At 68.0% G+C, this 20547-nt stretch carries 20 protein-coding genes; 11 read left to right on the top strand and 9 right to left on the bottom strand.

The window, feature by feature from the left end; genetic code table 11:
* Positions 1 to 284 precede the first annotated feature (284 nt).
* Positions 285 to 719, top strand: a complete 435-nt coding sequence (locus CF165_RS46480) for a hypothetical protein (protein ID WP_093954004.1) — start codon at positions 285 to 287, stop codon at positions 717 to 719.
* 365 nt (positions 720 to 1084) lie between these two features.
* Here the strand turns inward: CF165_RS46480 and CF165_RS46475 are convergent, their stop codons facing one another.
* The gene (locus CF165_RS46475; RefSeq protein ID WP_093954003.1) at positions 1085 to 1300 is read right to left on the bottom strand and encodes a hypothetical protein; all 216 of its coding nucleotides are present in this window, start codon (positions 1298 to 1300) and stop codon (positions 1085 to 1087) included.
* A gap of 168 nt (positions 1301 to 1468) precedes the next feature.
* Between CF165_RS46475 and CF165_RS46470 the strand changes: the two genes are divergently transcribed.
* Complete coding sequence (locus tag CF165_RS46470; protein ID WP_093954002.1) at positions 1469 to 2179, top strand: NUDIX hydrolase; 711 nt, start codon at positions 1469 to 1471, stop codon at positions 2177 to 2179.
* A 57-nt stretch (positions 2180 to 2236) separates the two neighbouring features.
* Positions 2237 to 5092, top strand: a complete 2856-nt coding sequence (locus tag CF165_RS46465; RefSeq protein ID WP_093954001.1) for a phosphorylase family protein — start codon at positions 2237 to 2239, stop codon at positions 5090 to 5092.
* Positions 5093 to 5494: 402 nt separating this feature from the next.
* Here the strand turns inward: CF165_RS46465 and CF165_RS46460 are convergent, their stop codons facing one another.
* The 6 genes from CF165_RS46460 to CF165_RS46435 all read right to left on the bottom strand — a co-directional run bounded on the left by CF165_RS46460 (position 5495) and on the right by CF165_RS46435 (position 10446).
* Positions 5495 to 5815 carry a hypothetical protein gene (locus CF165_RS46460; protein ID WP_093954000.1) on the bottom strand — a complete coding sequence of 107 codons (321 nt, stop codon included), beginning with the start codon at positions 5813 to 5815 and terminating at the stop codon, positions 5495 to 5497.
* A 321-nt stretch (positions 5816 to 6136) separates the two neighbouring features.
* The gene (locus tag CF165_RS46455; RefSeq protein WP_093954043.1) at positions 6137 to 6862 is read right to left on the bottom strand and encodes a DUF2637 domain-containing protein; all 726 of its coding nucleotides are present in this window, start codon (positions 6860 to 6862) and stop codon (positions 6137 to 6139) included.
* Positions 6863 to 6916: 54 nt separating this feature from the next.
* Positions 6917 to 9001 (bottom strand): FtsK/SpoIIIE domain-containing protein, encoded by a 2085-nt coding sequence (locus tag CF165_RS46450; RefSeq protein WP_093953999.1) that lies wholly within the window; start codon positions 8999 to 9001, stop codon positions 6917 to 6919.
* The gene (locus CF165_RS46445) at positions 8991 to 9773 is read right to left on the bottom strand and encodes a hypothetical protein (RefSeq protein WP_093953998.1); all 783 of its coding nucleotides are present in this window, start codon (positions 9771 to 9773) and stop codon (positions 8991 to 8993) included. Before CF165_RS46445 ends, CF165_RS46450 begins: the two co-directional genes overlap by 11 nt.
* The gene (locus CF165_RS46440; protein WP_093953997.1) at positions 9770 to 10096 is read right to left on the bottom strand and encodes a hypothetical protein; all 327 of its coding nucleotides are present in this window, start codon (positions 10094 to 10096) and stop codon (positions 9770 to 9772) included. Before CF165_RS46440 ends, CF165_RS46445 begins: the two co-directional genes overlap by 4 nt.
* Positions 10093 to 10446: a WhiB family transcriptional regulator gene (locus CF165_RS46435; RefSeq protein ID WP_093953996.1), complete on the bottom strand. Its 354-nt coding sequence runs from the start codon at positions 10444 to 10446 to the stop codon at positions 10093 to 10095. The genes CF165_RS46440 and CF165_RS46435 overlap by 4 nt, the downstream gene beginning before the upstream one ends.
* A 165-nt stretch (positions 10447 to 10611) precedes the next feature.
* Between CF165_RS46435 and CF165_RS46430 the strand changes: the two genes are divergently transcribed.
* Both CF165_RS46430 and CF165_RS46425 read left to right on the top strand, forming a co-directional pair.
* Positions 10612 to 10986, top strand: a complete 375-nt coding sequence (locus tag CF165_RS46430; protein ID WP_093954042.1) for a helix-turn-helix domain-containing protein — start codon at positions 10612 to 10614, stop codon at positions 10984 to 10986.
* A gap of 174 nt (positions 10987 to 11160) precedes the next feature.
* Positions 11161 to 12297: an NsdA family TPR-like regulatory protein gene (locus CF165_RS46425; RefSeq protein WP_240522146.1), complete on the top strand. Its 1137-nt coding sequence runs from the start codon at positions 11161 to 11163 to the stop codon at positions 12295 to 12297.
* On the opposite strand, the gene CF165_RS46420 is transcribed toward CF165_RS46425, so the two are convergent.
* Both CF165_RS46420 and CF165_RS46415 read right to left on the bottom strand, forming a co-directional pair.
* Positions 12283 to 12831, bottom strand: coding sequence for an NUDIX hydrolase (locus CF165_RS46420; RefSeq protein WP_093953995.1), 549 nt, complete (start codon positions 12829 to 12831; stop codon positions 12283 to 12285). The genes CF165_RS46425 and CF165_RS46420 overlap by 15 nt on opposite strands.
* Before the next feature lie 53 nt (positions 12832 to 12884).
* Positions 12885 to 14054, bottom strand: a complete 1170-nt coding sequence (locus CF165_RS46415) for an NsdA family TPR-like regulatory protein (RefSeq protein WP_093953994.1) — start codon at positions 14052 to 14054, stop codon at positions 12885 to 12887.
* Positions 14055 to 14590: 536 nt separating this feature from the next.
* On the opposite strand from CF165_RS46415, the gene CF165_RS53745 reads away from it, so the two are divergent.
* From CF165_RS53745 to CF165_RS52295, 6 genes are all read left to right on the top strand, one after another.
* Positions 14591 to 15235, top strand: a complete 645-nt coding sequence (locus CF165_RS53745) for a hypothetical protein (RefSeq protein ID WP_338023716.1) — start codon at positions 14591 to 14593, stop codon at positions 15233 to 15235.
* Positions 15236 to 15557: 322 nt separating this feature from the next.
* On the top strand, positions 15558 to 16109 hold the full coding sequence (locus CF165_RS46400) for a restriction endonuclease (protein WP_240522145.1): 552 nt from the start codon (positions 15558 to 15560) through the stop codon (positions 16107 to 16109).
* Between the two features lie 382 nt (positions 16110 to 16491).
* Entirely contained in the window at positions 16492 to 17133 is a 642-nt protein-coding gene (locus CF165_RS46395) for a GPP34 family phosphoprotein (RefSeq protein ID WP_093953992.1), read from the top strand.
* Between the two features lie 36 nt (positions 17134 to 17169).
* A complete protein-coding gene (locus tag CF165_RS50830) occupies positions 17170 to 19419 on the top strand; it encodes a hypothetical protein (protein ID WP_143268854.1) in 2250 nt (749 codons plus the stop codon).
* On the top strand, positions 19419 to 20345 hold the full coding sequence (locus CF165_RS46385; RefSeq protein WP_093953990.1) for a GNAT family N-acetyltransferase: 927 nt from the start codon (positions 19419 to 19421) through the stop codon (positions 20343 to 20345). The genes CF165_RS50830 and CF165_RS46385 overlap by 1 nt, the downstream gene beginning before the upstream one ends.
* 7 nt (positions 20346 to 20352) lie before the next feature.
* A partial coding sequence (locus CF165_RS52295) for a hypothetical protein (RefSeq protein WP_205661194.1) occupies positions 20353 to 20547 on the top strand: 195 nt, incomplete at its 3' end.

The raw sequence follows: 20547 nt of genomic DNA, 5'->3' as shown, positions 1-20547 counted from the left end.
GTCGCTGATGTCCGGTGACAAAAGATCTTCCTGGCATGGTGTCGTTGACCAGCGGAGAGGATTTTTGAATGGCGAGGCTGAGAAGGCGGATCTGCGCTTCGGAATCTATGAAACCTGGGAGGGAGCGTCTTGTGTCAACTGATCTCGCTCGGAAGCTGGGTGCGTCGGAGAGCTTGGAGAATTGCGGGTACGGCAGCGTGATCGTGTCGAATCCGCGGTTGTCCGCACGTCGGCTGAGTAGTTCCACGGATGCCTGAGCTGTGGCGGCAGGCCAGGATGCCCTTATGCCCACCAGCTCCGACGCGCAGGTCCGTCATTCGGGTGAGAAGAACGCGCCCCGTCACCTCTTGCTGGCCGCGGCCGTGGGCGGTGGCCTCGGGGTGGCCTGTCTGGCGTTGCTGTATCTGGCGTCGTCGGGAGCGGTCTGCTCGGAGCTGGGCTGCCTCGTCTGGGTGGTGGGCGGTCCCATGGTGCTGATTGTCCTGTGGGTGCCGCTGGCCTGGGCGCTGTTCGCGGCGGCCGGGCTGGCGAGGCCTGGGGTGGTCGCGCTTCTGGGGCCTGTGACAACACTGGGGCTGGGCGTGGTGCTCAATCTCGGCTGGATCCTGGCCTTCGGGGCCGCGCGCAGTGTGGCGGCCGGCACAGCAGAGGCGGTCGTGGTGGTACTGGGCGCGACGGTGGGCGGCTACGCGGCGGTGGCCGCGGCGGTCAGAGCCTGACGGGACTTGTCGGCCGCGAAGGGCTCAAGGTCCCCGCCAGCATCAGCTTCTCAGTCGGCGGACCACATGCAGCCTGTTCAGGCACGCGGCATCAGGACCTGCCGACATCAGCGAGCGCACTTGCTGTCAGAGCACCGACGTTGAGCAAGATTCACTGGCGAAAAGGAACATCAACTGTCGTCGGACAGCTGATGTTGGCAGACCGGATTCAGGTTCACTGAGCCGGGAGTCAGGTAGCTGAGCCGCGGCGTCACCTAGAGCGAGTCGGCGTCACCTTCGCTGAGCTAGGACAGCCCTTGTCCTGTCTCGCTGAAGTTGATGCGGGACCGCGTCCTCTGACCTGCACGGCATCAGTCTCATTGAGTTCACCGCTCCTGGTTTGTCTCAGTGAAGGTGATCCCAGCAGAAGCGGAGGGACTGATCGCCTCGGCCCGCGGTGCGTCGCCGATGTACGCGGTAGTGCCGGCGCGGTGAAGAGACGGCGTTACCGACTGGATCAGGATCACGCCGAGGATCATGCCGATTCCGCCTGCCCAGATCGCAAGCAGGAACAAGGTGCGTACCGAGCACAGGACCTTCATCCGTCCGCTCCTCCCGACCGAGGTGCTCTGCTCCTGGCTTCGGCCTGTTCGGCAGTGCTTCCAGCGCAGAGCGACACTTTTGGTGATGTTGACAATTCTTTGCTGTCCCTCGAACGGTAGCGCTGAGACCTCTTCTGGTCAATGGGACAAGAAGGTAGGGTGTTGGCCATGAGGATCCAGGAGCTGCCCCAGTGCGCGGTCGCGGTCGACCTGGCGATTCTCACGGTCCGCGAACAGGCACTGCAGGCCCTGGTCATCGAGCGCGCCACCCCGCCTCACCAGGGAGTAGCCGCCCTTCCGGGCGGTTTCCTGCTGGCCGGGGAGACGCTGGAGGATGCCGCGCACCGCAAGCTGACCCAGGAGACCGGCCTGGATGTCACGCACCTGCACGTCCGCCAGCTGCACGCCTACAGCGACCCCGGCCGCGATCCTCGCGGCCGGATCGTGTCCGTCCTCTACGTCGCGCTGCTGCCCGACCTGCCCCTGCCCGCCGCCGGCGGCGGAGCCGCGACCGCGACGTGGCGGTCCGCCGAGGAGTTGCTGGCCCAGCCGGACGAGCTGGCGTTCGATCACCACCGGATGCTCACTGACGCCGTCGAGCATGCCCGCGACAGCCTCTCGTACACGACCGTGGCCACGACGTTCTGCCGGCCGGAGTTCACCATCGCCGAGCTCCGCTCGGTCTACGAGGTCATCTGGGGCGCCAGGCTGGATCCCTCGAACTTCCACCGCAAGGTCACCCGCGCCGAGGACTTCCTCATCCCGACCGGCAAAAAGACCGCCACCGACGGCGGCCGCCCGGCCGCGCTGTTCCGCGCCGGACCCGCCACCCGGCTGCACCCCGCCCTGCTCCACGAACGCCACCCGAGAACCCCATAACCCGACACCAGCACTGCGCACTCGCTCAACCACCGGCACGAGCACGCGGAGGATGCCATGACCACCAGCAACGACACCGTGCTGGGCACCGCGGTGATCTGCACCGCCCTCGACGTCGAGTACCGCGCAGTCCGCGAGCACCTGGACGGCCCCTTCGACGAACGCGAGAAGAACGGCACCCTCTACCAGGTCGGCACCTTCGCAACCGGCCACGGACGCTGGGTGGTCGCACTAGCGCAGACCGGCGCCGGAAACACCCAGGCCGGGATCGAACTCGAACGCGCGATCTCGGTGTTCCATCCCCAGATCGTGCTGTTCGTCGGCGTGGCCGGCGGACGCAAAGACGTCGAACCCGGAGACGTCGTGGTCGCCGACGAGATCTACGACTACGAGTCCGGAAAGGACACCGCCAGCGAATTCCTGCCCCGCATCAAGACCAAAGCCCCGGCCCACCGGCTGATCGAACGCGCGAAAGCCGTGGCCCGGGACGACGCCTGGCAGCACCGCATCCTGCCCACCACCCCACACCCGGCGCCGAAGGCGGTGATCAAGCCGATCGCCGCGGGCAGCAAAGTGATCGCCGACCAGAACGCCGCCACCGCCCGCTACCTGGCCACCTACTGCGGGGACGCCGCCGCGGTCGAAATGGAGGGCTACGGGTTCCTGCACGGCACCTACGTCAACGACACCGTCCAGGCCCTGGTCGTGCGCGGCATCTCCGACCTGCTCTCGGGCAAAACCGAAACCGCCGACGCGCACTGGCAGCCCACCGCATCCAGCCACGCCGCGGCGTTCGCCTTCGAACTTCTCGCCCGCCACACCACACCGCCGAACCCCGCGGCCGGCTCGGTACCGCAGCAGCTGGTCGCGGCGCCGGCGAGTTTTGTCGGCCGCGCCGATCAGCTGGCAGAGCTCGACCGCGCCCTCAACGCGGCTGAGGGCTCCTCGCCCGGAGTCAGCCTGGGTGGCGGCGGGACAGCGGTGATCTCGGCGATCGGCGGCACCGGCGGCATCGGCAAGACCTGGCTCGCCCTGACCTGGGCACACCGAAACTTGCACCACTTCCCCGATGGGCAGCTCTCGGCGGACCTGCGCGGCTTCAGCTCTGGCGAGCCTCGCCACGCTGTCGACGTGCTGGCAGACTTCCTCGCTGCCCTCGGCGTCGACCGCGACCACCAGCCCACCGAGCTCGACGCCCGAATCGCGCTCTACCGTACCCGGACCACCGGCAAGCGGATGCTGATCCTGCTGGACAACGCCGCCACGCCCGAACATGTGGAGCCGCTGCTTGCCGGAGGCAGCACCTGCACAGTCTTGATCACCAGCCGCGACCGGCTCCGCGGCCTCGTCACCCGCCATAGTGCCCGCCCCGTGCGCATCGACGTACTCAGCGAGACCGAAGCCCGCACCCTGTTCACCACCGCGCTCGAGGACGCCCACGGTTGCGTCACCGCCGACGCGGAGCAGGCCTTCACCGAGCTAATCGGCTTATGTGGCGGATTCCCGCTTGCGCTCGGCCTGATCGCAGCCCGTATCCGCACTGCCCCGGAACTGCTGGACGACCTCGTCACCGACTTGCGCGACCTCGGCCTGGACGCTCTGGATTCCGGCCAGCCCGCCGCAAGCCTGCCCACCGTGCTGTCCTGGTCCCTACGCCACCTCAACGACCAACAGCGCACCCTCTTCGGGCTCCTAGGCATCGCCCCTGGTCCTGACACCGCCCTGCCCGCCGTAGCTTCCCTTATCGACCTCCCGTCAGCAAGCGCACACAAGGCGCTGTCGGCGCTGGAAGAGGCATCGCTGATCGCACGGCGGCCGCATACCAGGTACGCGATGCACGACCTCGTCCGCGAGTATGCCATCAGCGTCGCCGCCAACATCTCTGCTGAAACACGAGCGGGTGCACTGCGGCGGATCATTGACTTCTACACCCACACCGCCCATGCCGCGGAACAGTCGCTTGACTCCGACCGCGATCCTCCACGACTCAATGCACTCGCCGCCGGCGTCCACCCCTGCCTGTTGCCTAATACCGCAGCAGCGTTAGCTTGGTTCGAAACCGAGTATGCATGCCTACTCGCCGCCCAGCACACCGCCACAACCTACGAGTGGTACCCCACCGTCTGGTTGCTCGCCTGGAGCCTTAGCACATTCCAGAGAATGCGGGGATACACCCACGACCAGCTCGCCGTGTGGCAGGCAGCAGCCAACGCTGCTGCTCACTTACCTGACCTCACCACCCGCATCCGCATCTACCGCACCCTCGGCTATATACACGCCGACCTGCGGCAGCACGGGGAGGCCTTCGCGCACCTACATCGGGCTCTGACCCTCGCCGAGCAACAACACGACCTCGCTCAACAAGCCCACACCCACCGGGCCTTGACGCGGGCATGGGAACATCAGGGGGACGACCAACAGGCACTCGAACACGCACGTTGCGCTCTGAATCTCTACCGCCACTTCAACCGGCCCGGATGGGAAGCCGTCGCACTCAACGCGGTCGGCTGGTACTCCGCCCGCTTAGAAGATTACGACACCGCCCGTGAGCACTGCCAACTCGCGCTCGCTCTGCACCGGTACAACAAAAATCCCCACAACAAAGCGAATTCCTTCGACGTCTTGGGTTACATAGATCAGCGCACCGGCCAGTACGCCCAGGCTATCAATCGCTACACGTGCGCTCTAATCCTTTTCCGAGACTTCGGCGACAATTACGCGGCCGCAGATGTTCTCGACCGCCTCGGGCACCCACACGCTGCACTAGGCCAGTTCGACGAAGCACTAGCTTCTTGGCAGGAAGCGCTGCAGCTGTACCGGAAACAGGACCGCACTGCGGACGCCGAACGCGTCCAACGGCAACTCAACGAACTCGACAATCCAGGCGATTCCGTCGCACTGGACCTTCCGTGAGCATCTCGGAGACCCGCGGAGGCACCGGTTTGCCGTCGACGCAACGTCGGCGCCGAGCGTGTGCTTCGCCGCTCCCGTTATAGCTGGTCGCGTTCGTGAGCCTGCCCAAAGTTCGACGAGACGTCATAGGCCGACGCCGATTCCAGCGTGAGCGGCTGGCGTCCGTGACCAGCGCGGTGGAACTTCGGCGGCGCGCTGGCGTCGCTGTTTGTCCAGCCGCAACCCGTCGGCCCAGTAGGTCGGGGATGGCGCTTGGTCGGGGATGGCGCTTGGTCGGCCAGATGTTGCCGAACCGCTCGCCGCACTCCCGCAGGCGGCGGTCGATCTCGGTGAAGGCCGAGCGGTCGGCGAACGGTTCAGCGGCGACTGCCTGCCAGTAGGGCGAGGCCAGCACGCCGGCCATCATGATGATCTCGGGATAGCAGACGGCGAAGGCCACTGGATCGTGGTGGGAGATGCTGGTGGCGCCGGGACGGAGGCCTGGATCTCCGGAAGCGCGCTGACGTCGACCGGGCCGGGGTGCTGGATCCAGCTGGAGGAGTCGGGGCCGAGCGTGCCGAGCCAGATGTTGTGCCGGACGCAGACGTGCTGATGCCGGGCGGGGTGGATCAGCACGGTGCCGCCGCGGTGCCGGCGGCTGCAGCGCGTGCAGGCCTGGATCTCCCGATGCGCGGAGAACCGGCGCTGCGACTGGACCAGCTCGGGCAGCGTCTGGGTGAGCATCCTGGTACGAGGCCAACTTGAGTAAGACAGGGGTCAGGTCCGCGGGGCGCCGGGCCACCGACCCGGGCGTGGGTCACCTACGATGAGACAGGACAAGCGCTGACCAGCACGGCGTACCACCGCACGGCCTCCGTGCCCCGATAAAAGGTATTACCAGGGACGCGTGGGGACGCCAGGGCAGCCGCGAGACCGTTGGAAAGGGCCGGACGACCGGCGATACGGGTCACCATGACCACCACCCACCGGCTGCCAACTGGCGGCTCACGCGCCGGCTAGGGCCAAGAGCTGGTGAGCGTGGATTCCAGCAAGTCGGTATGCCCCTCACCGACAGGCGACAGCACGTGCGGTCGGCGCAACGCTGCTGGGCCCAGGCGGCGCCATGGCCCCGCCTGGGCCCCGACCAGTCACACGCCAGCGCCGCAGCACCCGACGGCCGTAGTTGTTCGTGCCCGCGACACGATCAAGATCCGCTCCCGTCGGAGTCCGTCCCGCAGCTTGCTCCTCAAGGTAGAAGGCCCACATCTGCTGCTCAGCCGACTCGACGACCGGCGGCGAGAACTCCCGATCCGAAACGCTGGAGCAAGCAACTTCCTGCGTTTGGACGACGAGCTCGTCCGAGGTAGCCATGCTGTCAGACGACGGTCCATGGCGATCGCCTCGATGGCGCTCCAGCGCCCGGTTCAGCAACTCCACCGCCAGGAGCAGAGCAAGCGGCGGGCAAGCGGCCACCACGATCGAGAACACCGTCAGCCGCGGCGCCGAGCCGATGTTCGCGCACAACGAGAGCGAGATACCGAAGCCGAACGCCGTCCACGCAGCCCACCGCCGCCCATCGCTCGGCTTCCACAGCTCAACCGTCGCCATCGTCAGCAAGCCATCCACGATCAACGGCCAGATCGCGGCTGTCGCCGCATCAGCGCCGAAACGCAGCGCGAAGTCGCGACCGTGCCGATACGACGCGTACGCCGCGCCCACCGCCACCAGGGTCGTATACGCGCACTGAACCCAGAGTGACGCCTCCTCACTCTCCGGCTTCAACGATGTCACGAGGAACCACCTCGTCGGCACCGCTTAACATCAACTACGCCGAAAAACTGCAGTTCACAGGCTTTTTCGAGCCGTTGGGTTCTGGACGGAACCGCGCCTAAGATTCGAACTCACACAATCGGCAGCACGACCGTTCCGCTCGACCGCGCGCCTGATCTCGGCGGCCAGATATCCGCGGACCTGCTGAGGTCGGCCATCCGACCCCGGCAGGCGGTGCCGCGTGGGAGGGCATCCCAGCTCCGACATCTGCTCCGCGAACGTCCTCGCATCGATGCCCAAGGCACCGACCAGCTCCGCTGTTGGGACGAATTTCCGATCATTCACAGCCAGATACTCGACGACCGCGAGCAGCGATTCAGGCAACTTCTGCACCGAGGTGATCACCCGGTCCGCTACTTCGCCGACCGCCTGACCGCTCAACGTACCTGCCGCCCACCGCAGATCCCGACCACGGCTACAGATCGTCTGCCAATCCTCGTTCGGCATGTAGTCCGTCCGGACTGTCAACGCGACCTCGTCCGCGTCGCCGTCCGGACGCAGGATTCCCACGCCCTTGTGCGACGCCAGCAAACGACTGCTGTCGAACCCACGCGTGTTCATCTGATCGCCCAGCACGATATTGCTGTCACGCCAATCCATCACCCGCAACGCAAACCGCGAACCCAGCACCGCCCGCAACCCCGGCGGAATCGTCTGGGAATCCGGTCGCTGCGTCGCCAGGACCAGAACGATCCCCGCCGCCGGTCCCTTCCTCGCCAGCCACGTCAACGCCTCCCCGACGCACTCCCCCGCCGGCAACCGGCGGTCGCCGTCCTTCACCGGGGATCGGTCGTCCAACGGCACCTGCACCTCGTCGATGAACACCGCCGTGATCGGCATTCCCAGATCCGGATCCCGCGAGATCACCGGCGTCACCTTCGACTCCGGGCACACGACGTCGTCCAGATCGCGCATTCGCCGATACCTGCCCTGCACCTCGGCGATCAGCTCCCGCAACCACTCCAGCAGCGCGAGCACATGCTCGGGCTCGTCACCGGCCACGAAGCGGTGCGCGACCTGTGCGGCAGCCGCCCAGTCCTTGCCCGCTTTGAAGTCGGCGACGTACAACCGCACATGCGGGTCGAGGATCAACCCCGCCGCGGCCAGCCGCGCCGCAAACGTCTTGCCTTGTCTCGGGATCGCTGCCACCAGTAGCGACGTCCCCACCATGGGCAGGTCAACCCGGCGGCCACGCGCGTCCCGGCCGAACGGCAACGGCTTCCAAGCGTCCCACCGGGAAACGTCCAACAACGGCGTCCGGACTGCGGGCGTGGAATACGGATCACGATCCGAAACCCAAAGCGAAACCCGCCCAGCGTGCCCGCCCGCGCCGCGGACCCGGTCCACGATCAACTGGACCTCGTCGACGGCCAGCGCCGAAGCCAGCGCGTCCCGGTTCTTGATCACGTCCGAGGCTTTGCGCGTCGCCGGCAGGTCGACCGTCACCGCCCAACCGCCGCTCACCCGCGTCGCCCGCTCGACCAGGCGCAACGTCTCGTCCTTGCCGATCAGCTTCGCGCCGCGGAACGCCTCCACCAGCACGTCCGGATCCATCGTCCACGTCGCCGTCCGCGAGCCAGACAACACGGCTTTGCGGCCCGGGCTTCCTTCCTTGCGCCGTCCGAACACCGCCAAGGCCACAGCAACAACGCCGCCGGCCACCCACAGGACCAGGACGCCGTACAGCAGGTCGAGGACCGCGAGCCCGATCGAGACCCCAGCCAGCACCGCACCGGTCACCTTCCAGCGGAAGAGCGTCAGGGCACGGATGTCGGCGAACTTGTCCGCGAGCTTCTCGGCCTGCTCGGCTGCCTCACGGTAATCGCGCACACTCACCCAACGACGCCACAACCGTCCAGCCGCCAGAACTCCTCGGAACACGGCTCCGAGGAACCGAAGCGGCGAGCGCACCACCGCAGCGACGAAGTCCTTGGCCACCTGCCGCCGTCGGGATTCCGTTCGCTCGCGACGCTGTGGCTGTGGCAGCGTGTCGTCGATCAGTTGCCCTTCCAGCACCGGCCCCACATGCTCGATGGCGCGCCCGCTCGCGCGGGTTGTCATCGCGGGATCTTCGACGTCCCAGTTCGGTTCAGCGGACATCGCCCACCTCCCTGGTGATCTCCGCGGAAAGCGCGGCCGCGAGCCGGGACGACAGACCGCGTGAACAGCCGGTGGCCTCCCGCACCCAAGCCGGCGTCACCACGACTTCAGGGGTCCAGGCATGCCGGGCGGCGGCGAGGTAGTCGGCGAACCAACGCCGCTTGGCCGGCGGTTCCCGTCGCGGCACCTTCGGCTCACGAACGTCCGTCGAGGTCATGGCGGTGCTGTACGCGACGTTAACGGCCTCGGTCAGCTTGTCGCGCAATTCGGTGACCGCCTCGGCGGCGACGAACACGACCAGCGGCGGCACCGAGTGCAGGACCACTCCGGCTGGCGAACCGACCGACCACGACGACCACGTGTTCATGACATACGTGGCGGACAGCGTGAGCCACTTCGCCGCACGCACCCACCGGCCGGTCCGCACCTGGTACCGCGCGATCACCTGCTCCGCCCGCAGGATTGCGAGCAGGAGCAGGCACACCGTCGGGTCGAGCAGCCATGCCGTCAGCCACGGCAGCGACCCGGGCTCGGCCCCGGAGGCCGCGAACCACTGGACGTTGGCTGTCGTGAACGCCAGGCCGAGGATGATCCCCGCCCAGCACAGCCGGTCGACCTGTGCACGTACTCGCTCGACTTGCAGAGCAACCACGTCGGGATGGGTCTGCCACTGCCGGACGTCAGCCGCCTCGGCTGCGTCGTCGGCCAGCCGGCTTGCTCGGCTCGGCGTGGATGTGGTCGCCGGAAGCGAGTCCTGGTCCCTCGTCCTCATCGGCGACCACCCCGGTGGATCGAATCGACGGAGGTCACCGTGAGCGCGCGCGTCAGCACGTACGAAGCGATCAAGTCCGGGACCCCGAGGACCACGAGCAGCAATGTCGTGTTTCCGGGATGGGTGATCACCAGCCACTGAACGCTGATGAGCGCCGCGCCCGTGAACACCACCCGGCCGGCGAGTGACACCATGTGTGCCGACGCTCGTGCCACTTCGGCCGCACGTCGCGCTTTCCGGGCGCTGAAGCGCCACACCACGAACAGAACGAGCAGGGCTCCTGTGCCGACCAGGCTCTGGGGAGAGGTGAACGAGAAAGTCATCGCGGATCACCTCCTCGGTGCCGCAACCAGACCGGGTGAAGCGCACGCCGGTCGTTCTCCGGCAGCGCTCCCCACACTCCGATCGTGGCGGGCCCGGCGGTACGCAGATCGAGTTCCAGACACTGGTCAGTGACCGGGCAGCCGGCGCACATGCCGACTGCCAGCTCCCGGTCCGGCAGGTCTTGCCCAGGCGTGGCGCTCATGTCGGCCCGGTCGAAAGCCCAGAAGCACAGGCCGTCGCGCGAGACGATTTCGGCCAGCACGTCGACAGGCACAGGGGCGTACCGGCGGAGCCGGGCGAGGGCGTCGGAGCGACTCGTCCTGGTCGGATCGCTGTCGTGAATCTTCATTCTGGAGAGACCCTTCGACATTCGCTGATATAAGCTGTGAAAGCAAGCTGATTTAGTCGCCGCCTGCGATAGAAATCGACCAAATGCGCGACGCGTTGTCAATCTCGGCACCGTGGAATCCGTCAAGCGCTAATGTCGGCGCTGAGGCGGACCACGGAGGAATGGGTGTCGGAAGACTGGGCAGCGGTCGCGAAGGTGATCAACCAGCGCGTGCACGAACTCGGCTGGAAGCAGCGCGAGCTCGCCGAGCGCTCGCAGGTCTCGCAGGCCATCGTCCGGGAGATCCAGAACCACACCGTGGAGCGCAAGCGCAGCGAGCGCACGCTCGAAGCGCTGGCCAGTGCGCTCGGTCTGCACCCACAGCACCTGGTCGCCGTGCTGCACGGCCGCATCCCGCCGGGCCTCGGGCAGCCGCGCGAAGACATGGAAGACGCGGTGTCCGCGCGACTGGCCCTCATCGAACAACGCCTGTCCCAGATCACCAGGCAGTTGGCCGATCTCACCGAGCTGCTTCGCCGTGACGGGACATCCCACGGCTAGCGCGAACCTCTTCCGGTGGTCGGCCGACTCGGCTGCTCGCCGGTTTTCGGTGCCGTCTGTCATGCCACCAAGAAACGGCATTTCATTGCCTGACGGCAGCTGGCAGCGGATGACACGGCCGGTGTTATCCCGTGTTATTTTCCGAGGTCGGCGACGCTATAGCGCAGATGCGACATGACGTCGGCGAGCCCTTTGCAGGCGGCTCGAAACGCGCTCGGCTGGAGCCAGGAGAAGCTGGCGCGCGCGATCAACGCGCGAGCCGCGGCGCACGGCTTGCCGGAACGCTCAGTCCCGAGCCGAAAGACCGACATCTCTCGCTGGGAGAACGGGCACGTGATGCCCGAACCGCCGATGCGTGCTGTCTTGCGCGAGATCTACGGCCGAACTGACGACGACCTGGGTTTTCCCTCCGGCGATTTCACCGGCCCCTCCGGCGACGAACTGGCCGAGCGGTTGGTGATCGCCCGTCGGGTGGACCAGCAGACGATTTCACTCTTCCGCGAAGAGGTCATCAGCGTCCGCCACGCCGACCGCCGGTTCGGTTCGGCCGCCCGCTTGGAACGCCTACGCGGGCAGATAACCGAGGTCGAAGGCCTGCTCAGGCACACGATCCTGCGCCGCGACCGGGCTCCGCTGGCCGGCGTGCTCGTCGAGGCGTCCACGCTGGCCGGCTGGAACTCGCTCGACATCGGCGCGCTCGACCGGGCGTGGACGCACTACGAACGCGCGAAGTACGCGGCGATGGAGTCCGGCTCGACCTCGTTGCTCGCGCACGCGACCGCCGAGCAGGCTTACGTGTTGATCGACGCCGGCCACGTCGACGACGCGCTCGCCCTGTTCGCCGAGTCACGGTCGATCGGAGAACAAGCGCCGGAGCTTCTGCGTGCTTGGCTCGCCGCAGCCCAAGGGGAAGGTCACGCGATCGCCGGCCACCGGGATGACGCACTCCGGGCCTTCGACGAAGCCGACACGCTCCTGCCGAACGAGGTGGTTCACCCCGAGCTGCCGTTCGTCTTCCTCGGCGGTAGTCACCTCGACCGCTGGCGCGGCAACGCCCTGGTCCACCTCGGCGCTCCCGAGGCGATCGACCACCTCGAGCGCGTGGCCGAGCAAGCGCGGTCGACGTCATTCGTCCGCGCCGGCGCAGCCGTCTACGTGGATCTCGCCCTCGCCTACAGCGCGGCCGGCGACCGGGAAGCCGCCCGGGCCTACGCTCAGCAGGCCCGGCGGATCATCTCCCAGGTCGGGTCCGTGCGGCTTCGTCGCCGGCTGGAACGGCTCGTTCTGCCAGGAGGATCACACCCGACGTGAGTTCAGGTAGTACAGCAGGGACACAAGGGTGCCCGCCCCGAGCAGTTCCTGTCGCTGGGCCAGTTCGTTCACGCGGGAAAGCGGCACCCACTCGATGCGGCCGACTTCTTCGGTGTCGGTCGGGTCGCCGATGTGCTTGGCCGAACGCCACAGGTATACGTCGACCGGCGCGGTGACTTGTCCGGGTAGCGGCTCGAAGCTGACGAGGTGCTCCGGTTCGCCTATCGGCTGCCAGCCGCTCTCCTCGGCGGCTTCCCTTGCCGCCGTGCCGGCCGAGTCGTCACCTTCGTCGACCATCCCACCGAGTAGTTCGTATCCCCACTGCTCGGTGGCGAAGCGGTAGCGCCAGAGCATAAGCGCTTCCTCTTGCTCGTTCACGATCATCGCGATGGCGATCCGCGCGAGGTGAACGACGTGGTAGTCCCACCGTTCGCCGTTCGGTGCCTCCACGTCGGTGAGCCCGACCTTGACCCATCGGTTGTCGTAGACGAGCCGTTCGCCGAACGTCTTCCACGCCCCATGTTCGTCAGCCACGAACGGCAGCCTACGGGCCGACCAGCGTGCTCGACGGTAGCGGGCGACCGGAGCTATCGCGACGCGAGAGCGGAATCGAGGCGCGCGATGCGGCGTTGTTGCCGAGCCGACCCGATGTCTGCAGCCAGTGCACGTGCGCGTGTCGCGTGAGCGCGGGCGTGTTCACGCTCGCCCATGGTCGAGAACGCTGTGGCAAGGTCGACTCGCAACGCGGTCTCGGCACGGGCGAAGGACGGATCAAGCCGGCTGAGCGCGGAGGAGAGAACGTCGACTGCTTCCGGTTCGCCGATCCGGGCGAGCGCGTGCCCGCGCCACCGAGCGAGGTGCACGGGGTCGAGCACGACGTAGGGGCCGTCCGCCGTCGACGCGTCGGCCGGCAGCAACCCGGCGGCGCGATCGAAGGCGCGCAAGCTGTCCGAGCGCCTGCCGTCGGCTGCGAGCGCCTCTCCGTTGGCGGCCGCGAGCCAAGCGCGGAGCAACCGGCCGGTGGTGCGCTGCGCGCGGCGCTCGGTTGCTGCAAGAAGTTCGACGGCCGAGGCGGTCTCATGCACCTCTATCAGCACGAATGCCTGCTCAGCCGCGCAATGCACCTCGAACGCGACGTCGTCAGACTCGGATGCCGCCGCCTTCGCCTGCTCATAGCGCTGCCACGAGTCAGCCACCGACCCCATGTCCAACGCTTGCCAGCCGGCCAAGGTCCCGAACTCGGCGAGCAACGCCGCGAGCTGACCGCGGACGGATGGGGTCAGACTGTGCGACCGCAGCCGGGTCAGCTGCCTGATTTTGGTCGACACTTCGTCCTGCGCCATGGCCGCCCCTAACTGCCGGTCAAGCCTGCGAACCGTCGCGAGCTGCGTGTGAAGCAGGACGAGCACATCGGCGTTCACCCGGCGGGCCGCACTGAGCCGTTGGCGCAGGTCGTCTTGAGTCGACGCCTCCGGCTGGACGGTATCCGGCGGCCCGAGCAGTTCATCGATCGTCAGACCGAACATGCGCTCGAGCAACCGCGCGGTGGCCGGGCGTGGCCGGCCGACCGGCTCACCATCCGGCCTGCGACCTGCGATCAGCCGTTTCAGGTGCCGTTCACTGAGAGTGCCTGGCTCACCGAAGCTTCGCGCGAACTCTTCCGCAGCGTTCACGAACTCGGCGAGAGTTTGCCGCCGCTCGCGAATTCTCACCTCGAGCACGGTGCGCGGCGGAGCCTTGCCGAGATCCTCAGCCATCGTTCCGCCTTTCGCTCACACAGCTCGGCATGTCCCTGCCATGTCCCTTTCCTGACCTGTCGCTGATATGAGCTTATAAGTCAGGCTGATTTCAGATCTTACTCCTGTTGTTGTTGGTCAGGCAGCGGGCGCTCGGCGGCCTTCCCGTCGTGTCCGACGAGGCCGGCACGTAACGCGGCGAAGGGTTTGCAAGTGAGCTACGAGCGGCCGGGAAAAGTGGCGGAGCTCTACGGGAGCTGGCATCGATGTGCGCACGACCGGCGCGACTATGCGGTGACCGACGAGCAGTTTCTGACCGGGATGAAGGCGGGGTGCGGTCGGTATCCAGCAGTGTGCGGGCACGTCGTCGAGGTCGCATCGACGTTGACGTCGCCCGCGCGGCCGTGCGGGCGGTGCCATGGTTACCTGGCCGCGCTGGAGCTGCCTACTCGTCGCCCCGCCCCGCCTCGACGGCACGGCCGCGGGCTGTGGCGTCGGCTGATCCGCCGCCCGCCGGGCTGGGACAACACCGGTCGACACGCGCTCCGGGGGCGGCGATGACCGTTCACCTGGTGATCGCGCGCCCACGGCGTGGCGTCGTCGGGGAAACACGCCGGCTGGCGCACTTGTTCGAGATTCGGGCCGAGCACGTCGTGCCGGAAAGTTTGACGGCGCTGTGCGGCATCGAGTTCACCCAGGGGCAACTGGAACTCCTGGACGGTCTCAGCGGGATGCCCTGCGAATCGTGCCTGCGACTTTCCCCGCCGCCCGCGTTCCCGCAGGCTGCCCGCATTCGGCCGGAAAGCGGCGGCGAAGCGATGACCGCATCAATCTCCGGAGCGCCGCGGAGCGATCTCGACCCGGTGCTCCTGCAGCCGGTTCGCCTGTTCGTCGCCTGCCTCCTGGCGGACACGGACTGGCACCGATTGCGCGAGATCCAGACCTCGCTCGGGCTCCCCGGCCCGGATCTCGACCTCCATCTCCAGTTCCTCCGCGCGTCGGGCTACCTGCACTCACGCGGCCAGGACGAGCTTCGGCTCACGACGCTGGGCCTGGCCCGGCTCATGGCGCACATCATCGCGCTGCAAGGGATCGCGGCCGCTGCTGCCGAACTGGTCGCGGGACAGCGTGACAGGGCGCGGCGCGACTCACCGCCCGCTTCCCCAGGCCCGCCGACAGGGCCCGCAGAGACTCGCCCGTAACGGCGTCACACCCGTCACACGACGCATTTCCGCAGGTCGAAGGACCGATCGCCCGTCTCAGGCACGTGACGGCGTGACGGGTCCCGACCCCCTCTTGTGACAGCGAGGAAAGGACGGCTGTATGGCTAGGAAGGCGAGGAACCGCCGACGCGGCCGGGTGCTCCTTTTGGTATTGACGGCCCTGGCCTTGCGTGCCGTCGGCCTGTGGGTCGCTGGCCATCCCGCAACCTCGGCGGTCGCGGGTTCGTTGCTGGCCTGCACCGTCCTCTCCGGACTCCTGGTGCGGTGGAAGCTCAGGCGGCGGACACGCCACAGACAGCTGATGCAAGCCGCAGAGGCCGGCCGCTACCGCACGATGGATCCGGCCGAGTTCGAGAACGCGCTGGCCTTCCTGTGCGTCCGCGACGGCTGCCGCGCCGTCTACGTCACCGGCCGGTCCGGCGACCTCGGTGCCGACGTCATCGGTTACTCCCCCGACGGAGCCAAGGTCGTTCTCCAGGCAAAGCGGTACGCAACCACAAACAAAGTCACCAGCCCGGACCTGCAGCGCTTCGGCGGCACGTGCTTCACCGTTCACCGCGCCGACATCGCCGCCGTGGTGACCACGTCGACGTTCACGAAAGCAGCCCGCGACTACGCGCTCCTCGCCGGCATCCGGCTCGTCGACGCGACAGCCTTCACCGCCTGGGCCACCCGAACCGGCCCACCTCCATGGCACCGCGCCACCCGGGCTCGGTGCCGCACCAGCGAACGACCCAGATTCACCCCGCGCAACGTCGGCCGACGCGCGCGACACCTACCACCTGCCCACCGCGGCCGGCGGCCACCACGCCGCTTGAGCCAACTCACCCCACGAGGCCCCGGTGAACGCTAACAACCAACTTCCCCAACGCCAGCCCGTCGCTGCCCCAACGGGATCCACTACCGAGGTACCGAGCCGCGCCGACACTCGAAGGGACTGGCGGCTAGGCCAGGGCACAAAGCGACCGGAACACAAAACAAGGCCCTCACCTGCAGACCTCGCGCTGGCCGAAGCCATCACCGAAGTACTTCCGATACCTGCGGTGCCCGATCAACGGTCCCGGCGGCAGCTCCCCCATCCGGTCGCGTCTCCAGCACGACAGGCAACAGCGTCATGGCAACCGCCGGTGCCACTTGCACCCATTCCTCAGGCAGCGTCGTCCCACCGCGCCGCCAACACGTCGGCGCAGCCGCAGACCAATCGAGGCACCTGCCCGTCACCGCCGAGACGCACCGTGACGCGGTACCGCGGCTCCGACAAGCTGGCCGACCTCGTGCTGACGGCGATGTTCTGCCGGGATATGCATCGGCCCCTGGTCCACGACGAAGACCGCGTCGCCTACATCGTCGGCTGCATGCTGCTCGCCGAGCTGCACCAGCAGCAGCAGATCGACATTGGCCGAGACGGGCGAATCTACCCCGCCCGAAGGGCGACCAACTGCGACGGCGCGCTCGCGGCCGTGCTCAGCGACCTCCAGGCAGAGCGATACGCCCAGCCAGCCGGGAAATGGCTCGACTTCCTCGCGCGGGACCACCGCGCTACCGAGCGGGCCTGGCAGCGTCTGGTGATCGCCGGCGTCGCCGAGCCGGAACAGAAGCAGTGGCTACGACGTCGCCCGCGACGTGCCCTAACCGCATTCCTCGCAACCGCCTGGGCACGCCAGCACTTCGAGGAACATGTCACCGAAGATGCTGAAGTCCCCGACGCCGCCGTGGTCCTGTGGCGCGGCCTACGGGAACTGCGCATCGACGACCGGGCGCTCGAGATGAAGCCCGCGCTCAGGCCCCGGCTGGAAGCGGCGCCGTTTCCGCCTGACCTGACACCGCTGTTCGACGCGCTCAGCCACGCCTTGGCACGCCTGGCCACCCCGCTGTAATCCAGCCCGTTCCTCATCCCCACGAGGAGTCGATTCATGCCCCTGCGCTTAAGTCGTCGCAGTTCAATCCAGCCCACGACAGGTCTCGATGCTGCGCTCGCAGCCGGCAACCTGGCGGCGCGATCCATCACCGGCCGGGTCGTCGGCGACGCCCACGTCCTCGGGTGCATGCTGCTGGCCGAACTGCACCTCCAAGGTCAGATTCGCCTCAGCCACGACCGGATCTATCCGGCAAACTCAGCATCGACCGACGACAGCGCGCTGGTCGACATCCTCGGCAACCTGCACTCCGTGCCCTACGCCGAACCAGCGGTGAAGTGGCTCGACTTTCTCGCCCTCAACAGCCTATCGACCACGCTGGTCTGGCAGCGCCTGACCCAAGACGGAGCCGCCCAGGCGGAACGGAAACGGCGGCGAACCCGGTACGTCCTGAACGATCCCCGGGCTATCCGGTGGACCCGCCGGTACCTGGAAGTGCACGGCACTGCGGACGAACCGCCCACTGCCGCCGTCGTCCTGTGGCGCGGGTTGAAAGAACTTCGCCTCGACGCCCGTGATCTCGAATTAGACGTGAGATCGAGCTGCGGCTGGACATCGCGGAGTTCCCGACGGAGCTGGATCCGCTGTTCGACGCGCTTGCCTATGTCCTCGCCCGCGTGGCCACTCCGCTGTAGCTGCCCACGTTCCCTTCGCGGCCCATCTGGTCCGCCTCTGTTGCGTGCAAGGAGTCTTCTCATGCCTGATCTGCGTCGCCGCGCTTCCGCGCCCGCGAGACGCCTCGACCGCGCGCTCGCGGCCGGCCAGCTGTCTACCGGTTCGATCACCGGTCGGACGGTGGCCGCTGCGACCCCTACCACCGTGGTCGCTGGAGTGGTGACGGTCGCCGTCGCGAAGACTGGCTCGAACTTCCCGCTCCTGTTCGTCGTGATCGCGTTGGTGTATCGGCTGTTCTGCGTCGGTTACCTGGCCGCATCCCGGCTGGTCCCGGCCGACACCGCCAGTGGCGCGTTCTACCATTTGGCCCGCCGTGGCCTGGGCCGGCCGATGGGCGTCGGTGCTGGCTGGGTCGCCGTGGCCGCCTACACGGCCCTCACTGTCGGGCTCTACGGGTTTATCGGCGCCATCCTCGGGCCGCCGCTGTCGAGCCTGCTCGGGGTCACGGTGCCCTGGCAGGCCGTTGCCCTCCCGGCCGTCCTGCTGGTGGGGTGGCTCGGCCTGCTCAAGATCGAGGTCGGCACCAAGTTCCTCCTGGTCTTGGTGACCTGCGAGGTGCTCATGATCATCGTGGTCACCGTTGCCAACTTGCTCCACCCGGCCGCCGGTACCAGCCCGCTGGATGCGCTGGATCTGCATCAGCTGACCAGGGGCACCTCGGTGGTCGGCGCGCAGCTCGCGCTGGCTGTCCTGGGCTACATCGGCACGGAATTGACCGTCGTGCACACCCGCGACGCCCGCGACGGCCACCGCGGGGTGTCCCGCGCGACCGTCGCCACCATCGCGGTCCTCACCGTGCTCTATGTCGCCGCCCCGGCCGGGTTGAGCGTGACTCTCGGCGTCGATGGTGTCGTCACCGCTGCCCAGGCGGACCCAGGCGCTCTCTTTGTCAACACTGCGCGGTCGCACCTGGGCGACTTGGCGGCCACGATCGTGCAGGTCTTGTTTGCGGGCAGCCTGGTGGCCGGCGCGATCAGCTTCCACGGCGCGACGTCGCTGTACTCGGTGTACCTCGGCCGCGACCACGCCGCGCCGAAGTTTCTCGGCCGGGTCGGTCGGCGCCATGGCAGCGCCATCGTCGCCTCGCTCAGCCAGACCGTCCTCGCGATCGCCGCGATCATCCTGGTCTCTATTCTTGGCGCCGACCCGGTCACCGTTCTGTTCTATGTCGGGGGCACTGCCGGAGCCGTCGGCATCCTGGCCCTGCTCGCCCTGACCGCGCTGGCCACCGCCGTCATCCTGCTGCGCCACCGCCCGGGGGCGTCCGAGATCACCGATGTGGGCGCCCCTGCCGCCAGGCTGGACGACCGCAATGGGGCGGCTGGCCACCTCAGTCCGGTGCATCGGCGCTGGGCCGTGACCGCCGCGATCCCCGCGACGATCGTGCTCGTCGCCATCTCGGCCGTCGTGATGGTCCATCTCGACACGTTGCTCGGCGTCGGCCCGGACTCGCCGCTGCCACTGGCCGTGCAGCTGACCTATTCGGTCGTGTTCGCCGTCGGAGTCGGCTGGTCGCTGTGGCACCGGCGACGCCCGGACTGCTCCAGCGCGCCGGCCGGTAGGGACCGTTGATGACCATGCCCAGCCGTGTCGAGCCCCTGCGGCCGATCGATACCGTCGAGGCCGGCGCCGTCAAAGCGGGCGCGTTCGTCGACCTGGCGATCGCCCGGTGGTTGGTGCCCCACGACGCCGCCGAGCGGGAGCGGTGCCTGCGCGAGCAGTTCGCCTTCGTGATCCGGGCCGCGCTCGCCGGCGCCGGGCGGCTGTACGGCATCCGGGAGACCGGCCGCCTGGTCGCCACCGCGTTGTGGACGGTCCACCCTGGCGGTGAGCCGGTCGACCCGCCGGGCTACGACGCCGCGCTGCGCTCGATCACCGGCCCGTACTACCCACGATTCCGCGCGCTGGACGAGGTCTTCGCGGCCACGACCCCCATCATGCCGCATCACCACCTCGACCTGCTGGCCTCCGCCGAGCGGGGCCGCGGACTCGGGAGCTGTCTGCTGAGTTCCTACCTCTCCTGGGCCGACCGCCGGCGGCCGGTGCGGCCGATGGTGGCCCTGCAGGCTCCGCGCGCGGCGCAGCTCTACGTCCGGCATGGCTTCGAGGCCGACGAGCCCGTCGAGATCCCCGGCAGCGATGGCCTCCACGTATTCCCGATGCGCCGCCATCCCCCGGCCGCCCTCCCCGCCGCCCCGGCCAGCCCCGCCTCGTCGAACTGTGAGGACTGTCCACTGTGCCCACCCACCGTCACTTCGCCACATGCGCCCAGCGGTGCCCGCTGCCGCTGCTGCTCGCCGCCATGCTCACCGGCACAACCGCGTGCGGGAGCAGCCACGAGGAGCCGTTCGCCCCCGCGCCGGAGACCGGTGCCCACGACGCGCGGGCACATCCTGCGGCTGCTGGTCCTCGGGGCCGCGTTCCTCACGATCGCCGCCGGCAGCGTCACTCTCCTGCTGTTGCTGGCCATCAACCTGTTCAACGAGATCACCGTTTGAGGCACCCGTGAGCACCATCAACGACCACCAACTCCCCCGGCGCATCCCCGGTCTGGCGCTCGCCACCGAGGAAGCAATCGGCAGGGCCGTAGCGGCCGCTACGGCACGCACCAGTGACGACATTCCTCGGCTGCCAGTCGGTGTCGGCACCCTTGACGACGGCACCGTGCTGGGTCCGCTTCTGCGGGGCCTGCGAGCTCTT

It is taken from the genome of Amycolatopsis vastitatis (assembly GCF_002234595.1).
Classification (GTDB): domain Bacteria; phylum Actinomycetota; class Actinomycetes; order Mycobacteriales; family Pseudonocardiaceae; genus Amycolatopsis; species Amycolatopsis vastitatis.
Note: the sequence above shows the minus strand (reverse complement) of the source record. Positions and strands in the feature narration are given on the sequence as shown.

Bases quoted from the DNA above. Each gene is read 5' to 3' on its own strand.
- CF165_RS46400 (WP_240522145.1), top strand. From the start codon at position 15,558: ATGCAAGCCGCAGAGGCCGGCCGCTACCGCACGATGGATCCGGCCGAG.
- CF165_RS46440 (WP_093953997.1), bottom strand. From the start codon at position 10,096: ATGACTTTCTCGTTCACCTCTCCCCAGAGCCTGGTCGGCACAGGAGCC.
- CF165_RS46480 (WP_093954004.1), top strand. From the start codon at position 285: ATGCCCACCAGCTCCGACGCGCAGGTCCGTCATTCGGGTGAGAAGAAC.
- CF165_RS50830 (WP_143268854.1), top strand. From the start codon at position 17,170: ATGCCCCTGCGCTTAAGTCGTCGCAGTTCAATCCAGCCCACGACAGGT.
- CF165_RS46465 (WP_093954001.1), top strand. From the start codon at position 2,237: ATGACCACCAGCAACGACACCGTGCTGGGCACCGCGGTGATCTGCACC.
- CF165_RS46435 (WP_093953996.1), bottom strand. From the start codon at position 10,446: ATGAAGATTCACGACAGCGATCCGACCAGGACGAGTCGCTCCGACGCC.
- CF165_RS46475 (WP_093954003.1), bottom strand. From the start codon at position 1,300: ATGAAGGTCCTGTGCTCGGTACGCACCTTGTTCCTGCTTGCGATCTGG.
- CF165_RS46445 (WP_093953998.1), bottom strand. From the start codon at position 9,773: ATGAGGACGAGGGACCAGGACTCGCTTCCGGCGACCACATCCACGCCG.
- CF165_RS46460 (WP_093954000.1), bottom strand. From the start codon at position 5,815: ATGCTCACCCAGACGCTGCCCGAGCTGGTCCAGTCGCAGCGCCGGTTC.
- CF165_RS46425 (WP_240522146.1), top strand. From the start codon at position 11,161: ATGACGTCGGCGAGCCCTTTGCAGGCGGCTCGAAACGCGCTCGGCTGG.
- CF165_RS53745 (WP_338023716.1), top strand. From the start codon at position 14,591: ATGACCGTTCACCTGGTGATCGCGCGCCCACGGCGTGGCGTCGTCGGG.
- CF165_RS46470 (WP_093954002.1), top strand. From the start codon at position 1,469: ATGAGGATCCAGGAGCTGCCCCAGTGCGCGGTCGCGGTCGACCTGGCG.
- CF165_RS46415 (WP_093953994.1), bottom strand. From the start codon at position 14,054: ATGGCTGAGGATCTCGGCAAGGCTCCGCCGCGCACCGTGCTCGAGGTG.
- CF165_RS46385 (WP_093953990.1), top strand. From the start codon at position 19,419: ATGACCATGCCCAGCCGTGTCGAGCCCCTGCGGCCGATCGATACCGTC.
- CF165_RS46450 (WP_093953999.1), bottom strand. From the start codon at position 9,001: ATGTCCGCTGAACCGAACTGGGACGTCGAAGATCCCGCGATGACAACC.